General features: G+C 72.8%; 9 protein-coding genes and 1 pseudogene. 7 read left to right on the top strand and 3 right to left on the bottom strand.

Going from position 1 to position 15,883, the window contains the following annotated elements:
- Positions 1-48: 48 nt before the first annotated feature.
- The 3 genes from OG199_RS30465 to OG199_RS30455 form a co-directional block, all read right to left on the bottom strand.
- Positions 49-1,509 (bottom strand): glutamate synthase subunit beta, encoded by a 1,461-nt coding sequence (locus tag OG199_RS30465; RefSeq protein WP_405832150.1) that lies wholly within the window; start codon positions 1,507-1,509, stop codon positions 49-51.
- The gene (gene gltB, locus OG199_RS30460) at positions 1,502-6,010 is read right to left on the bottom strand and encodes a glutamate synthase large subunit (RefSeq protein ID WP_401798615.1); all 4,509 of its coding nucleotides are present in this window, start codon (positions 6,008-6,010) and stop codon (positions 1,502-1,504) included. Before gltB ends, OG199_RS30465 begins: the two co-directional genes overlap by 8 nt.
- Positions 6,011-6,497: 487 nt before the next feature.
- Positions 6,498-7,229: a VIT1/CCC1 transporter family protein gene (locus OG199_RS30455; RefSeq protein ID WP_356805584.1), complete on the bottom strand. Its 732-nt coding sequence runs from the start codon at positions 7,227-7,229 to the stop codon at positions 6,498-6,500.
- 248 nt (positions 7,230-7,477) lie between these two features.
- On the opposite strand from OG199_RS30455, the pseudogene OG199_RS30450 reads away from it, so the two are divergent.
- From OG199_RS30450 to OG199_RS30420, 7 genes and pseudogenes are all read left to right on the top strand, one after another.
- A pseudogene (locus tag OG199_RS30450) lies at positions 7,478-8,512 on the top strand (ADP-ribosylglycohydrolase family protein); the annotation flags it as partial.
- Positions 8,513-9,195: 683 nt separating this feature from the next.
- Positions 9,196-10,299, top strand: a complete 1,104-nt coding sequence (locus tag OG199_RS30445; RefSeq protein ID WP_323138451.1) for an ADP-ribosylglycohydrolase family protein — start codon at positions 9,196-9,198, stop codon at positions 10,297-10,299.
- 7 nt (positions 10,300-10,306) lie between these two features.
- On the top strand, positions 10,307-11,476 hold the full coding sequence (locus OG199_RS30440; protein ID WP_405832149.1) for an ADP-ribosylglycohydrolase family protein: 1,170 nt from the start codon (positions 10,307-10,309) through the stop codon (positions 11,474-11,476).
- Positions 11,464-12,882 (top strand): ADP-ribosylglycohydrolase family protein, encoded by a 1,419-nt coding sequence (locus OG199_RS30435; protein ID WP_405832147.1) that lies wholly within the window; start codon positions 11,464-11,466, stop codon positions 12,880-12,882. The genes OG199_RS30440 and OG199_RS30435 overlap by 13 nt, the downstream gene beginning before the upstream one ends.
- Entirely contained in the window at positions 12,879-13,799 is a 921-nt protein-coding gene (gene rbsK / locus OG199_RS30430) for a ribokinase (RefSeq protein WP_356805590.1), read from the top strand. Before OG199_RS30435 ends, rbsK begins: the two co-directional genes overlap by 4 nt.
- Entirely contained in the window at positions 13,796-14,998 is a 1,203-nt protein-coding gene (locus tag OG199_RS30425; protein ID WP_356805592.1) for a CoA transferase, read from the top strand. Before rbsK ends, OG199_RS30425 begins: the two co-directional genes overlap by 4 nt.
- Positions 14,995-15,846 (top strand): CoA ester lyase, encoded by an 852-nt coding sequence (locus tag OG199_RS30420; RefSeq protein ID WP_356805594.1) that lies wholly within the window; start codon positions 14,995-14,997, stop codon positions 15,844-15,846. Before OG199_RS30425 ends, OG199_RS30420 begins: the two co-directional genes overlap by 4 nt.
- The last annotated feature ends 37 nt before the right edge of the window (positions 15,847-15,883 follow it).

Genomic DNA, 15,883 nt, shown 5'->3' with positions numbered 1-15,883 from the left:
CGTTCAGTTCCGTACGCCTTTGTACGGGACGTCTGTTGGGGTGGAGCGTCAGACCATCAGGGAACGGTCCGTGGGGCGGATCGGGGCCGGCAGGTCGCTGGCGCCCGTCAGGAAGCGGTCGACCCCGCGGGCGGCCGAACGGCCCTCCGCGATGGCCCACACGATCAGGGACTGGCCGCGGCCCGCGTCACCGGCAACGTACACGCCGGGCACGTTGGTCGCGAAGTCGGCGTCGCGGGCGATGTTGCCGCGTGCGTCCAGCTCCAGGCCGAACTGGGCGACCACGCCGTTCTCGACGTCGGTGCCGGTGAAGCCCATCGCCAGGGTGACCAGCTGGGCGGGGATCCTGCGCTCCGTGCCCGGCTTCTGGTTCAGCCTGCCGTCGACGAACTCGACCTCGGAGAGGTGCAGCCACTGGACGTTGCCGTCCTCGTCGCCCTCGAAATGGGTGGTGGAGACCGAGTAGACGCGGTCGCCGCCCTCCTCGTGCGCCGAGGTGACCTTGTAGAGCATGGGGAACGTCGGCCAGGGCTGGCCGGGGTTCCGCTCCTCGCCCGGCCGGGGCATGATCTCCAGCTGCGTGACCGAGGCCGCGCCCTGGCGGTGGGCGGTGCCCACGCAGTCCGCTCCCGTGTCGCCGCCGCCGATGACCACGACGTGCTTGCCCTCGGCCGTGATCGGGGGCGCCACGTAGTCGCCCTCCTGGACCTTGTTGGCCAGCGGCAGGTACTCCATGGCCTGGTGGATGCCCTTGAGTTCGCGGCCGGGCACCGGCAGGTCCCGCGCGGTCGTGGCACCGGCGGCGATGACCACCGCGTCGTACCGCTTGCGCAGGTCGGTCGCCTTGAGGTCGCGGCCGATCTCGATGCCCGTGCGGAAGCGGGTGCCCTCCGCGCGCATCTGCTCGATACGGCGGTTGATGTGCCGCTTCTCCATCTTGAACTCGGGGATGCCGTACCGCAGCAGGCCGCCGATGCGGTCGGCGCGCTCGTAGACGGCGACCGTGTGGCCGGCCCGGGTCAGCTGCTGGGCGGCGGCCAGACCCGACGGGCCCGAACCGATGACCGCGACGGTCTTGCCCGACAGGCGCTGGGGGATCTGCGGGGCGACGTCCCCGCTGTCCCACGCCTTGTCGATGATCGAGACCTCGACGTTCTTGATGGTCACGGCGGGCTGGTTGATGCCGAGCACACACGCCGACTCGCACGGAGCGGGGCACAGCCGGCCCGTGAACTCCGGGAAGTTGTTCGTGGCGTGCAGACGCTCGGACGCGGCCTGCCAGTCCTCGCGGTAGGCGTAGTCGTTCCACTCGGGGATCAGGTTCCCCAGCGGACAGCCGTTGTGGCAGAAGGGGATGCCGCAGTCCATGCAGCGGCCGGCCTGCTTGGAGATGATCGGGAGCAGCGCACCCGGAACGTAGACCTCGTTCCAGTCCTTGACGCGTTCCTCGACGGGGCGGGTCCTGGCGACCTCGCGACCGTGGTTGAGGAAGCCCTTGGGATCAGCCATTGGTCGCCGCCTCCATCATCTTCTCGGTGATCTCGGACTCCGTGAGTCCGGCTCGCTCGGCGGCGTCCTTGGCGGCGAGCACTGCCTTGTACGTGCTGGGGATGATCTTGCTGAAGCGGTCGACCGCGGTGTCCCACTCGGCGAGCAGCTTCCCGGCGACCGTCGAACCGGTCTCCTCCTGGTGGCGGCGCACCACGGCGCGCAGCCACTGCTTGTCGGTGTCGTCGAGCTCCTCGACGGCGCCGACGTTGCCGGCGTTGACGTTGTCGCGGTCGAGGTCGACGACGTACGCGATGCCGCCGGACATGCCGGCCGCGAAGTTGCGTCCCGTCTCGCCGAGGACGACGGCGTGGCCGCCGGTCATGTACTCGCAGCCGTGGTCGCCCACGCCCTCGGAGACCACCGTCGCGCCGGAGTTGCGGACGCAGAAGCGCTCGCCGGTGCGGCCGCGCAGGAAGAGTTCGCCGCCCGTCGCGCCGTACGCGATGGTGTTGCCCGCGATCGTCGAGTACTCGGCGAGGTGGTCGGCGCCCCGGTCGGGACGGACGACGACCCGGCCGCCGGAGAGGCCCTTGCCGACGTAGTCGTTGGCGTCGCCCTCCAGACGCAGGGTGACACCGCGCGGCAGGAAGGCACCGAAGGACTGGCCCGCCGAGCCGGTGAAGGTGATGTCGATGGTGTCGTCGGGCAGGCCCGCGCCGCCGAACTTCTTCGTCACCTCGTGGCCGAGCATGGTGCCGACCGTGCGGTTGATGTTGCGGATCGGGACCTGGGCGCGGACCGGCTGGGCGTCGGTCTGGGAGTTCGCGGCCAGCGCGTCGGCGGCGAGCTTGATCAGCTCGTTGTCGAGGGCCTTCTCCAGTCCGTGGTCCTGTGCGATGACCCGGTGGCGCACCGCGCCCTCGGGCAGTTCGGGCACGTGGAAGAGCGGGGACAGGTCCAGGCCCTGCGCCTTCCAGTGGTCGACGGCCCGGGTGACGTCGAGGTGCTCGGCGTGGCCGACGGCCTCCTCGATGGTGCGGAAGCCCAGTTCGGCGAGGATCTCGCGGACCTCTTCGGCGATGAACTTGAAGAAGTTCACGATGTACTCGGCCTTGCCGGCGAAGCGGTCGCGCAGCACCGGGTTCTGGGTGGCGATGCCGACCGGGCAGGTGTCCAGGTGGCAGACGCGCATCATGACGCAGCCGGAGACGACGAGCGGCGCGGTCGCGAAACCGAACTCCTCGGCGCCGAGCAGCGCGGCGATGACGACGTCGCGGCCGGTCTTCAGCTGGCCGTCGGTCTGGACGACGATCCGGTCGCGCAGGCCGTTGAGCAGCAGGGTCTGCTGGGTCTCGGCGAGCCCGAGCTCCCAGGGTCCGCCCGCGTGCTTGAGCGAGGTGAGCGGGGAGGCGCCGGTGCCGCCGTCGTGGCCGGAGATGAGGACCACGTCTGCGTGTGCCTTGGAGACGCCCGCGGCGACCGTGCCGACGCCGACCTCGGAGACCAGCTTCACGTGGATGCGGGCCTGCGGGTTGGCGTTCTTGAGGTCGTGGATCAGCTGAGCCAGGTCCTCGATGGAGTAGATGTCGTGGTGCGGCGGCGGGGAGATCAGGCCGACGCCGGGGGTGCTGTGCCGGGTCTTGGCGACCCAGGGGTACACCTTGTGGCCGGGCAGCTGGCCGCCCTCGCCGGGCTTGGCGCCCTGTGCCATCTTGATCTGGATGTCGTCGGCGTTGACCAGGTACTCCGAGGTCACACCGAAGCGGCCGGAGGCGACCTGCTTGATGGACGAGCGGCGCGCCGGGTCGTACAGCCGGTCCGCGTCCTCGCCGCCCTCACCGGTGTTGGACTTGCCGCCCAGCTGGTTCATGGCGATGGCGAGGGTCTCGTGCGCCTCCTTGGAGATGGAGCCGTACGACATGGCGCCGGTGGAGAAGCGCTTGACGATCTCGCTGACCGGCTCGACCTCGTCGACCGGGATCGACGGGCGGTCGGAGGCGAAGCCGAACAGGCCGCGGAGCGTCATCAGGCGCTCGGACTGCTCGTTCACCCGGTCCGTGTACTTCTTGAAGATGTCGTAGTTGCCGGAGCGCGTCGAGTGCTGGAGGCGGAAGACCGTCTCCGGGTCGAACAGGTGCGGTTCGCCCTCGCGGCGCCACTGGTACTCGCCGCCTATGTCGAGGGCGCGGTGCGCGGGCGCGATGCCGGAGGCCGGGTAGGCCTTGGCGTGCCGGGCGGCGACCTCCTTGGCGATGACGTCGAGACCGGCTCCGCCGATCTTCGTGGCGGTGCCGCTGAAGTACCGGCCGACGAACTCCGCGTCCAGGCCGACGGCCTCGAAGACCTGCGCGCCGCGGTAGGAGGCGACGGTGGAGATGCCCATCTTGGACATGACCTTGAGGACGCCCTTGCCGAGCGCGTAGATCAGGTTGCGGATGGCCTGCTCGGCCTCGATGCCCTGGAGGAAGGTGCCGGCGCGGACCAGGTCCTCGACCGACTCCATGGCCAGGTACGGGTTGACCGCCGCGGCGCCGAAGCCGATGAGGAGGGCCACGTGGTGGACCTCGCGGACGTCGCCCGCCTCGACCAGCAGGCCCACCTGGGTGCGCTGCTTGGTGCGGATGAGGTGGTGGTGGACGGCCGCGGTCAGCAGCAGGGAGGGGATCGGGGCGTGCTCGGCGTCCGAGTGCCGGTCGGAGAGCACGATCAGGCGGGCGCCGTTGTCTATGGCGGCGTCGGCCTCGGAGCAGATCTCCTCGATCCGCGCGGCCAGCGAGTCACCGCCGCCGGAGACGCGGTAGAGACCGGAGAGCGTGGCGGCCTTCATACCGGGCATGTCGCCGTCGGCGTTGATGTGGATGAGCTTGGCCAGCTCGTCGTTGTCGATCACCGGGAAGGGCAGGGTGACGCTGCGACAGGAGGCCGCGGTCGGCTCCAGGAGGTTGCCCTGCGGGCCCAGCGAGGAGCGCAGCGAGGTGACGAGCTCCTCGCGGATCGCGTCCAGCGGCGGGTTGGTGACCTGGGCGAACAGCTGGGTGAAGTAGTCGAAGAGCAGACGCGGGCGCTGCGACAGGGCGGCGATCGGCGTGTCCGTGCCCATCGAGCCGATCGGCTCGGCGCCGGCGTTGGCCATCGGCGCGAGGATGATCCGCAGCTCCTCCTCGGTGTAGCCGAAGGTCTGCTGGCGGCGGGTGACCGAGGCGTGGGTGTGCACGATGTGCTCGCGCTCGGGGAGGTCGGAGAGCTCGATCTCGCCGGCTTCCAGCCACTCCGCGTAGGGCAGGTCGGCGGCGAGGCCGGCCTTGATCTCGTCGTCCTCGATGATGCGGTGCTCGGCGGTGTCGACGAGGAACATGCGGCCCGGCTGGAGGCGGCCCTTGCGGACGACCTTCGCGGGGTCGATGTCGAGGACGCCGACCTCGGAGCCGAGGACGACGAGGCCGTCGTCGGTGACCCAGTAGCGGCCGGGGCGCAGACCGTTGCGGTCGAGGACCGCGCCGACCTGGGTGCCGTCGGTGAAGGTGACGCACGCCGGGCCGTCCCAGGGCTCCATCATCGTGGAGTGGAACTGGTAGAAGGCGCGACGGGCCGGGTCCATGGAGCCGTGGTTCTCCCACGCCTCCGGGATCATCATCAGCACGGAGTGCGGGAGCGAGCGGCCGCCGAGGTGGAGGAGTTCGAGCACCTCGTCGAAGGAGGCCGAGTCGGAGGCGTCCGGTGTGCAGACGGGGAAGACCCGCTCCAGGCCCTTGTCGCCGAACAGGTCGGAGGCCAGCTGGGACTCGCGGGCCTTCATCCAGTTGCGGTTGCCCTTGACCGTGTTGATCTCGCCGTTGTGCGCGACGAAGCGGTACGGGTGGGCGAGCGGCCAGCTCGGGAAGGTGTTGGTGGAGAACCGGGAGTGCACGAGCGCGATCGCGGAGGCGAAGCGGCGGTCGGACAGGTCCGGGAAGAAGGGTTCGAGCTGGCCGGTGGTCAGCATGCCCTTGTAGACGATGGTGCGCGCGGAGAGCGACGGGAAGTACACGCCGGCCTCGCGTTCGGCGCGCTTGCGCAGCACGAACGCCTTGCGGTCGAGGTCGATGCCCTTGCTGGCGCCGTCGGTCACGAAGATCTGGCGGAAGACGGGCATCGTGGAGCGGGCGGTGGCGCCGAGGAGGTCGGGGGCGACGGGCACCTGGCGCCAGCCGAGGACGGTCAGGTCCTCGTCGGCGGCGATCGTCTCGATCCGTGAGACGGCGTCCTCGGTGCCGTCGCCGGGCAGGAAGGCGATGCCCACCGCGTAGGCGCCGGCCTCGGGCAGCTCGAATCCGGCCACCTCGCGGAGGAACGCGTCCGGGACCTGGGACAGGATGCCCGCGCCGTCGCCCGAGTCGGGCTCGGCGCCGGTGGCACCTCGGTGTTCCAGGTTGCGCAGCACGGTGAGCGCCTGCTCGACCAGCGCGTAGCTCGCCTCGCCGGTGAGGGTGGCCACGAAGCCGACGCCGCAGGCGTCGTGCTCGTTGCGGGGGTCGTACATACCCTGAGCAGCAGGGCGAGCATCCATGAAGGACCAGTTCTGGCCATTCGTGGAGTGCTGGGACGGCTGGCGCGGCGAACGCATCGGCTCTCCCGTCGTCGTCGTGGCTGGGGGCACCTCCCAGCGCTTCGAAGGCGTCTGGGGGAGCATGTGCCGAGGGACGACTCTGGCCCTCTGCTGGGGGGATGCAAAATTTCGTGCAGGTTACATGATGGAGCGGTTCTCGGGAACCGGATACTCCGTTCCAACATGCGGACACTGGGGGTCGCGGCGGGGGTACCGCGCACGGCACTGGAGCGAGATGGGGACCCAGTCGGACAGATCGGTGTCCGCGGGGCCGGGGGCCCGGCAGGCAACGTCGCCCGCCGCGGTGGTGCGGAGCAGGCCTCATTGCCCGCAGCGCTTACGGCTCATGCCCAGTGGTTAAGTATTCGAAACCAGCGAGTAACGGCTACTTATGCAGTCCCTTGCATAGCCCCGCTATACATCATCCTACGGCGGTACCGAACAGACTGCCCAGGACGTACGTCACACCCGCCGCGGCGCCGCCGAGCGCGAGCTGCCGGATTCCGCTGTACCACCAGGACCGCGCCGTCACCCGGGCCACCACGGCGCCGCACGCGAAGAGTCCGATCAGCGCGAGCAGCAGCGCGGGCCACAGGACGGTCGCGCCGAGCAGGTACGGGAGCAGCGGAAGCAGAGCGCCCAGGGCGAAGGAGCCGAAGCTCGACACGGCGGCGACCGCGGGCGAGGGCAGGTCGCCGGGGTCTATGCCCAGCTCCTCGCGCGCGTGGATCTCGAGGGCCTGCTCGGGGTCGCGGGACAGCTGCCTGGCGACCTCGCGGGCCAGTTCGGGCTCGACGCCACGGGTCTCGTAGAGCGCGGCGAGCTCACGCTCCTCGTCCTTGGGGTGCTTTCGCAGCTCCCTGCGCTCCACGTCGAGCTCGGCCTCGACGAGTTCGCGCTGCGAGGCGACGGAGGTGTACTCGCCGGCGGCCATGGAGAAGGCTCCGGCGGCCAGGCCCGCGAGGCCGGTGATGACGATCGTCTGGTGGGAGACGGACCCGCCGGCGACACCGGTCATCAGGGCGAGGTTGGAGACGAGCCCGTCCATCGCGCCGAACACCGCCGGGCGCAGCCAGCCACCGTTCACATCGCGGTGGGTGTGGTTGTCCCGGTGCGCCTCGTGCAGTGCGGCTTCGGTCTCGATGATGGACATACCGGTCCCCCAGAACGTGCGATTGGACTGCTTCTACTTTTCGACAACCCTAAAAGTACGCCTGGAATTTCCTGCCCGCCAGCAAGGAAAGGCTGGGCTAACCTGCACCTTTACCCTTTCCCGCTCATCCGTGAGGGGCCCTGCACGGATGTCGACCGGGTGAATACGGGGCCGCGCGAGGCTCTGCGCGCCTCCTCCCGTGGGACACATCCCCAAAGGGCTCTGGGCCCTGAGAGGAGTGGCACCGAATGGCTTCCATCGCCTGCATCCCCTCCGTCCCGGCGCCCGGGGACGCCACCGGTCTGCGCGAACGGGCACGCGGCGCGCTGCTCGGACTCGCCGTCGGGGACGCGCTGGGCGCGCCCGCCGAGAACATGCGGCCGTCGGAGATCCGCGCGAAGTGGGGCCGGATCACGGGCTACGTCGCCGAGCATCCGGCCGGCACGGACGACACGGAGTACGCGATCTTCTCCGGACTGCTGCTGGCCCGGCACGGCTCGGCGCTCACCGTGGCGCACGTGGAGTCGGCCTGGCACCAGTGGATCGCGGACCGTGACGAGGGGCCGTTCCGCGGCGCCGGCTTCAGCGAGCGCGGCACCCTGGAGAACCTCCGCCGGGGGCTGGCGGCCCCCATCTCGGCCCAGCACCGGCACGCGTGGAGCGACGGCCTGGCGATGCGCGCGGCCCCCTTCGGCGTCTTCGCGGCGGGGCGTCCCGCGGAGGCCGCGCGACTGGTGGCGATCGACGGTTCGGTGAGCCACGACGGTGAGGGCATCTACGGCGGCCAGGCGGTCGCGGCGGGGGTCGCGGCGGCGATGGCGGGCGCCTCGACGATCGCCGTGGCCGCCTCCGCGCTCGCGGTGATCCCGGACGACTCCTGGACGGCCCGTTCGCTGCGCCGCGCGATCGCGGTCGCGCACCGCGGCGAACGCGCGGTGCGCTCGGCGGTCGTCATCGGCGGCTACCCCTGGACGGACCTGGCCCCCGAAGCCGTCGCCCTGGCCTTCGGCGCGTACGCCGCCGCCGACGGCGACTTCACCGAGTCCGTCCTCACCGCCGTCAACATGGGCCGCGACGCCGACACCACGGCGGCGGTGGCGGGTGCGCTGGCCGGCGCGACCCGGGGCGCCGGCGCGATCCCGGCCGCCTGGGCGGCGGCCATCGGCCCGGCGCGCGGCAGCTGCCTCCCCTCGATGGAGGGCCACCACGTGCTGGACGTGGCGGAGCTGCTGACCCCCGGGGACGACAAGAAGTGGCGTTCGGGTGCCGCCCGGGCGCCGGGCCCGGACGACGGTGTCGCCCGACGGGAGCGGAGACGGCCCGCACGCGATCCGGACCGCACGAGAGCGGCCCCGCGTCCGGAACCGGGCGTCGCCCTCGGCCCCGGCCCCCGCACGCTCACCACCGACTCCGTCAGCACCGCGGATCACCTCCTCACCGCGGACCACACCCTCACCAGCGACTCCGTCAGCCCCGCGGACCCGACCCTCACCACCGGCCCCGTATTCACCGCGGCCCACCCCGTCACCGCGGCCCAGCCCGTCATCGCGGCCCACACCTCCCCCGCGGCCCAGCCCGTCATCGCGGCCCACACCTCCCCCGCGGCCCAGACCCTCACCACCCACCCCGTCCTCACTGCGGACCAGATCGTCACCAGCGACTCCGTCAGCCCCGCGGACCCGACCCTCACCACGGGCCCCGTATTCACCGCGGCCCACCCCGTCACCGCGGCCCAGCCCGTCACCGCGACCCACACCTCCCCCGCGGCCCAGACCCTCACCACCCACCCCGTCCTCACCGCGGACCAGACCCTCACCATCCACCCCGCCCTTGCCACCGCCGACGAGGAGGTACGCCCGTGAGTCCCGGTCTCGTGGGAGACGACACCGGCGCGGGAGCGGCCTCGGCGCCGGACGTCCTCGTCACGGAGGTCGCCGACCCGACGCCCGGCCCGCGCCCCCGCCGTATCGAGGGCCTCCTGCTCGGCCTCGCCGCGGGCGACGCCGCAGGCTGGCCCGCCGCCCGGCACCGCGCCGCCCGCATGCCCGAGTGGACACGGCGGCTGACCAGGGAACTGGACACGTTCGCCGAACAGAACGCGACGACGACCCTGCCGGTGCCCATCGCCCTGAACCAGCCGCCGGAGCCCCTGCGGCTCGGCCCCTCGGACGACGCCGAGTGGGCGGCGTTCGCCGCCGAGGCCGTGCTGCGCGCCGGGGACGCCGGCGCGCTCGGCGATCTCAGCCGGGCGCGGCGGATGCGGGCGTCCATCGACCTGTCCTGGAACGCCGTCGCCAGCGAGGTCGCCGCGGCCGCCGAGCGCGCCCCCGAGGTCGAGTCCGCGCTGCAGCCGCTGCGCGCCCGGATCTCCGTGCGGGCCGGGCTCGGCAACCTCGCCACCGGCCTGCGCCCGCCCGCCACCGGCCACGACAATCCGCACTACTTCGACGACGCGGCCTGCGTCCGCGCCTGCGTGCTCGCCATCGCCCACCCGGGCGACGCCCGGCTCGCCGCGGAACTGGCCGAGTTCGACGCCCGCTACACCCAGGACGGCGACGGCGTGCACGGCGCCCGCGCCATGGCCGCCGCCCTCGCGCTCGCCCTCGCCGGGGCCGACGTCGAGGCCTGCGCGGACGCCGCCCTCGCCGAACTGCCCAAGGAGACGGAGATCGGCCGCAACGCGCGCCACGCGCTGCGGCTCGCCCGCGACAGCGAGGGCACCTTCGCCCTGGTGCCCCTCCTGGAGCACCAGATCGTCGACCACGTATACAGCTACGGCGTCGCGGCGGCGGAAACCGTTCCGGTCGCCCTGGCCCTCGCCACCGCGGCGCGCGGCCGGATCGCGGAGGCGGTGCCCGCCGCCGCCTGTCTCTCCCGCGTCGCCGACTCCGCCCCGGCCCTGGCGGGGGCGCTGACCGGCGCGCTCGGCGGCGGCGCCGCGATCCCGGCCACCTGGCGCGACGCCTGCCGGATCCTCTCGGGCTGCGCGCTTCCCCGCCTCACCGGTACGGACCTCATCGGACTCGCCGATCTGCTCGAAGCGACGGAACTGGCCCTCCCAGAGGGATGATTCGGGCATGACGCCCAAAAAAGTAGAAATGGGAACCCTCGACGAACGGATCACGGGAGCCCTCGTCGGAGCCGCCGTCGGCGACGCGCTCGGCGGCCCCGTCGAGGGCTACACCCCCGAGCAGATCACCGAACGGCACGGCGGCCGCGTGCACGGCGTCGTCGGCCCCTGGAACGGCGACGCCTGGCGCACCGCCCGCCCCATCGCCCCGTACCACAAGGGCGACGGGCACGTCACCGACGACACCCTCATGACCCACGCGCTGATCCGCGTGTACACCACGGTCCGCGACCACCTCGACGCCTACGCCGTCGCCGGACATCTGGTCCCCGACCTGATGACCACCCCCCGGTGGATCCCGGAACTGGAAGCGGAGGCGCTCCCGCTCCAGCGGATCTTCCTCGCCGAGAAGTGGCTGGTCACCCGGCTCCACTACGGCCATGTGGACCCCCGGGAGGCGGGCGCTGGCAACATCGTCAACTGCGGCGCCGCGATGTACATGGCACCGGTCGGACTCGTGAACGCGGCCAACCCGGCGGGCGCGTACACCGAGGCACTGGACGTCGCGGGCGCGCACCAGTCCTCCTACGGCAGGGAGGCGGCGGGCGTGCTGGCGGCGGGGGTGGCCGCGGCGTGCGCGCCCGGGGCGACCCCGGACTCGGTCGTCACGGCCTGTCTGGCCCTGGCGAAGGACGGCACCCGGGACGCGATCGAGGCGGTCTGCGAAGTCGCCGCCCGCCACTCGGACTTCGAGTCGGCGCTGCGCCCGCTGCGGGAGGCGGTGGCCCCTTACGACACGGTGGGCCCTGACTACCGCACCCCGTCGCTCGGCGCCCGCCGCCCCTCCCGTCTGCACTCCATCGAGGAGCTCCCCGTCGCGCTCGGCATGCTGCTGGTCTCCGGCGGCGACTTCCGGCACGCGGTCCTCGGTTCGGTGAACTACGGCCGCGACTGCGACTCCATCGCCACGATGGCCGGGGCCCTCTCCGGCGCGCTCGGTTCCGAGGTCCCGCGCGACTGGGCCAAGACGGTCGAGGAAGCAAGCCGTCTCGACCTGCACGCCCCGGCGACGGCCCTCGCGGAGGTGACCCGCGAGATCTTCGACCGGGACGTACGCCGCCGGCGCGCGCACGAGGCGGCGTACGCCGCGCTTGCGGGGCTTCCATGCTCCGACTGACCTGGGTCCAGCCCGAGGACCTCCTCGGGCACGAACTCCACCAGGCCGCCCAGGACGGCCGCGAGGCCGATGTCATCGCGGCGCGCTGGCACGCGGCCGGCGGCCCGCGGGCCCCCCTGCGGGCCGGCGCCTCCGCCACTCCCGCCTCACCGTACCTGCGGGCCCTGGCGACCGATCTGCTGGACGAACTCGCGGACCTGCCGAGCGAGTCGGCGGATCACGAGCCGACGGAACTGGCCTCCGTCATGGCCCGCTGCCCGGACTGGCCCACGCGGCAGCCGGACCCGGCCGCCGACCGTGACGGCGGCACACCCACCGCCGCGCCCGGAGTCCCTGGCGTCTCCCCGGCCGTCGCCGTGCCCCGCCTGGAAGCCGCCTGGCTGGGCCGGGCCGCGGGCTGCCTGCTGGGCAAACCCGTCGAGAAACTCCCCCTCCGGGGCATCCGCGCACTGGCCAAGGCCACCGGGAACTGGCCCCTCCACACCTGGTTCACCGCCCGCGGCCTGCCCACGGAGCTGACCGACGCGTACCCCTGGAACAGGCGCTCGGCGTCCACCTCGCTCGCCGAGAACATCGACGGCATGCCCGAGGACGACGACCTCAACTACCCCCTGCTCAACCTCCTGTTGCTCCAGCGCCACGGGAAACGGTTCACCACCGCGGACGTGGCACGCCTCTGGCTGGACGAACTCCCCGCCGGCCGCACCTTCACCGCGGAACGCGTCGCCTACCGCAACCTCCTCGCCGGCGTCGAGCCCCCGCGCACGGCCCACCACCGCAACCCCTTCCGCGAATGGATCGGCGCCCTCATCCGCGCGGACGTCCACGGCTGGACGAACCCCGGCGACCCGGCCGCCGCCGCGGCACAGGCCCACCGCGACGCCACCCTCACGCACACCGCGAACGGCGTGTACGCGGCCATGTTCACCGCGGCCACCATCGCCGAGGCCGCCACCGGCCGCAGCGACATCCACGCCTGCCTGCGTACCGGCCTGACCGTCGTGCCGCCCGCCTCCCGGCTGGCGAAGGCGGTCCACCACGCCGTCCGGCTCGCCCACTCGACCGTCGACTTCGAGAAGGTCGTCGACGTCCTGCACACCACCTACGGCGACTACCACTGGGTGCACGCCCTCCCCAACACCGCCCTGATCGCGGCCGCCCTCACCCACGCGGACGGCGACTTCACCGGGTCCGTCTGCCGCGCGGTGTCCGGCGGCTGGGACACCGACTCCAACGGCGCCACGGCGGGCAGCGTCGCGGGCCTGCTCGCCGGCGCCCCCGCCGCCCTGCCGGAGCGCTGGACCACCCCGCTCAAGAACCGCCTGGCCACCTCCCTCGCCGACTTCAACGGCATCGGCTTCGACACCCTCGCCCAGCTCACGCACCGGGAGACCCGTCACCCATGACCCATATCGCCGTGCTCGGCAGCACGAACATGGACCTCGTCACGTACGTCGCCAAGGCCCCGCAGCGCGGAGAGACCGTGACGGGACGGGAGTTCCGTACGATCCCCGGCGGCAAGGGCGCCAACCAGGCGGTCGCCGCGGCCCACGCGGGCGCCGACGTCACGTTGGTCGGCGCGGTCGGCGTCGACTCCTTCGGCCCCCAGCTCCGCTCCGCCCTGGAGCACTCCGGCGTGGACACCGACCATCTGCGCACCACCGAGGGACCGTCCGGCACCGCGCACATCGTGGTGGACGACGAGGGCGGCAACGCGATCGTCGTCATCCCCGGCGCCAACGGCACCGTCGACCACCTCGCCCCCGGCGACGAGGGCATGATCACCACCGCCGACGCGCTCCTGCTCCAGCTGGAGATCCCGCTCGCCGCCGTCGTCGCGGGCGCCGAGGCGGCCCGTCGGCACGGCGTCCGCACCATCCTGACCCCGTCCCCCGTACAACCCCTGCCGGCTCAACTCCTCGCATCCATCGACCTGTTGGTGCCGAACGAGTACGAGGCCGCCGCACTGACCGGCACCCCCGACCCGCGCGAGGCGGCCACCGCGCTGCTCGACCTCGTGCCGCAGGTCGTCGTCACCCTGGGTGCCGCGGGCAGCCTGTACGCGGCCCGGGGCGCCGCCCCCCTCACGGTCCCCGCGCCCCGCGTCAGCGCCGTGGACTCGACCGGCGCGGGCGACACCTTCGTCGGCACCCTCGCGGTCGCGCTCGCGGAGGGCCGGCCGATGCCCGAGGCCCTCGCCTGGGCGTCCGCGGCCGCGGCGCTGTCGGTACAGCGGATCGGGGCGACGTCCTCGATGCCGTACCGCTCCGAGATCGACGCCCAGGCCTCGCTGCCCGCGCACCACGCGCAGTCCACGTCATGAGCGCGCACCCCGGGCCCGGCCCGCTCACCGGCCTGCGCGTCCTCGACCTCGCCACCCTCTTCGCCGGGCCGCTCGCCGCCACCCTGCTCGGGGACTTCGGCGCCGAGGTCGTCAAGGTCGAGCACCCGGCCAAGCCCGACCCGTCCCGGGGCCACGGCCCGTCGAAGGACGGCATCGGCCTGTGGTGGAAACTCCTCGGCCGCAACAAGCGCACGATCACCCTCGACCTGTCGAGACCCGGTGGCCGCGCGACCCTTCTGCGGCTCGCCGCACAGGCCGACGTGATCGTCGAGAACTTCCGCCCCGGCACCCTGGAGAAGTGGGACCTGGGCTGGGAGGAGCTGTCGGCCGCCAACCCCCGGCTCGTCCTCGCCCGCGTCACCGCCTTCGGCCAGTTCGGCCCCTATGCGCACCGCCCCGGCTTCGGCACGCTCGCGGAGGCCATGAGCGGCTTCGCGGCGATCACCGGTGAACCGGACACGCCCCCGGTCCTGCCCCCGTTCGGCCTGGCCGACTCGATCGCGGGCCTGACGACGGCGTACGCCGTGATGACGGCCCTGCGCGCCCGTGAGACCTCGGGCCTCGGCCAGGTGGTCGACATGGCGATCATCGAGCCGATCCTCACCGTGCTGGGCCCGCAGCCGCTCTGGTACGACCAGCTCGGCCACGTCCAGCCCCGTACCGGCAACCGCTCCGCGAACAACGCGCCCCGCAACACCTACCGCACGGCGGACGGCTCGTGGGTCGCCGTCTCGACCTCGGCGCAGTCGATCGCCGAGCGGGTGATGCGGCTGGTCGGACGCCCGGACCTGATCGACGAGCCGTGGTTCGCGACCGGGGCGGACCGGGCACTCCACGCGGACGTCCTGGACGAGGCGGTGGGCGCCTGGATCGCCCGCCGCGACCGCGCCGAGGTGCTGGAGGCCTTCGAGAAGGCGGAGGCGGCGGTGGCCCCGATCCAGGACATCACCGATGTGATGGAGGACGCGCAGTACGAGGCGCTGGACACGATCACCACCGTCGCCGACCCGGAGCTCGGCCCCCTGCGCATGCAGAACGTGCTCTTCCGGCTCTCCTCCACCCCCGGCGCGATCCGCTGGGCGGGCCGCCCGCACGGCGCCGACACGGACGCGGTCCTCACCGAGCTCGGACTGTCCGACGCCGAGATCACGGCCCTCAGATCGGAAGGCGCCCTGTGACGGTCCCGGCCTTCCCGCTCACCTGGCTGTACGCCCCCGGAGACCGCCCGGACGTGGTCGTCAAGGCCCTCGCCTCGGGCGCGGACATCGTCCTGATCGACCTGGAGGACGCGGTCGCACCGGACCGCAAGGAGTACGCCCGCGACGCCACCGCGGAGCTGCTCTCGGGCCCTCCCCCGGTCCCGGTCCACGTACGGGTGAACGCGCTGGACGGCCCCCTGGCCGAGGCCGACCTCAAGACCCTCTCCCCGCTCCCGGGCCTGTCCGGCCTGCGGCTGCCCAAGGTGGCCTCGCCCACGGACGTCGTCCACGTCGCGGAGCACGCGGCACCCGCCGTCGAGGGCAGCGGGATCCCGTTGTACGCCCTGCTGGAAACGGCCCTCGGCGTCGAACACGCCTTCGCCATCGCCTCGGCCCACCCGACCGTGCGCGGCATCGGGCTCGGCGAGGCGGATCTCCGGGCCGACCTGGGTGTACGTGACGACGCGGGCCTGGACTGGTCCCGTGCCCGGATCGTGCTCGCGGCCCGGGCCGCCGGACTCTCACCCCCCGCGCAGTCCATCCACCCCGACATCCGGGACCTGGAAGGACTGGCCGCCTCCTGCGCCCACGGGCGCACCCTCGGCTTCCTCGGCCGCGCGGCCATCCACCCCCGCCAGCTCCCGGTGATCGAACGCGCCTACCTTCCGACACCGGCCGAGGTGGAGAGCGCCGAGGCCGTCGTCGAGGCGGCCGGCATCGAGCCGGGTGCCCAGGCCCTGCCCGACGGCCGCTTCGTGGACGCCGCGGTCGTGGCGTGCGCCCGCCGCACCCTGGCACTGGCCCGGCGCGACGCCCTGACGGCATGAACGAGGGGGCGCCGCGTCGTCGGACGCGGCGCCCCCT

It is taken from the genome of Streptomyces sp. NBC_01176 (genome assembly GCF_045039825.1).
Lineage (GTDB): Bacteria > Actinomycetota > Actinomycetes > Streptomycetales > Streptomycetaceae > Streptomyces.
This window is presented reverse-complemented; position numbering and strand designations above follow the sequence as displayed.

What these genes read in the sequence shown, in the direction of transcription:
- OG199_RS30465 (WP_405832150.1), bottom strand. Translation starts at nt 1,509, where the DNA reads ATGGCTGATCCCAAGGGCTTCCTCAACCACGGTCGCGAGGTCGCCAGG.
- gltB (WP_401798615.1), bottom strand. Translation starts at nt 6,010, where the DNA reads ATGTACGACCCCCGCAACGAGCACGACGCCTGCGGCGTCGGCTTCGTG.
- OG199_RS30455 (WP_356805584.1), bottom strand. Translation starts at nt 7,229, where the DNA reads ATGTCCATCATCGAGACCGAAGCCGCACTGCACGAGGCGCACCGGGAC.
- OG199_RS30440 (WP_405832149.1), top strand. Translation starts at nt 10,307, where the DNA reads ATGACGCCCAAAAAAGTAGAAATGGGAACCCTCGACGAACGGATCACG.
- OG199_RS30435 (WP_405832147.1), top strand. Translation starts at nt 11,464, where the DNA reads ATGCTCCGACTGACCTGGGTCCAGCCCGAGGACCTCCTCGGGCACGAA.
- rbsK (WP_356805590.1), top strand. Translation starts at nt 12,879, where the DNA reads ATGACCCATATCGCCGTGCTCGGCAGCACGAACATGGACCTCGTCACG.
- OG199_RS30425 (WP_356805592.1), top strand. Translation starts at nt 13,796, where the DNA reads ATGAGCGCGCACCCCGGGCCCGGCCCGCTCACCGGCCTGCGCGTCCTC.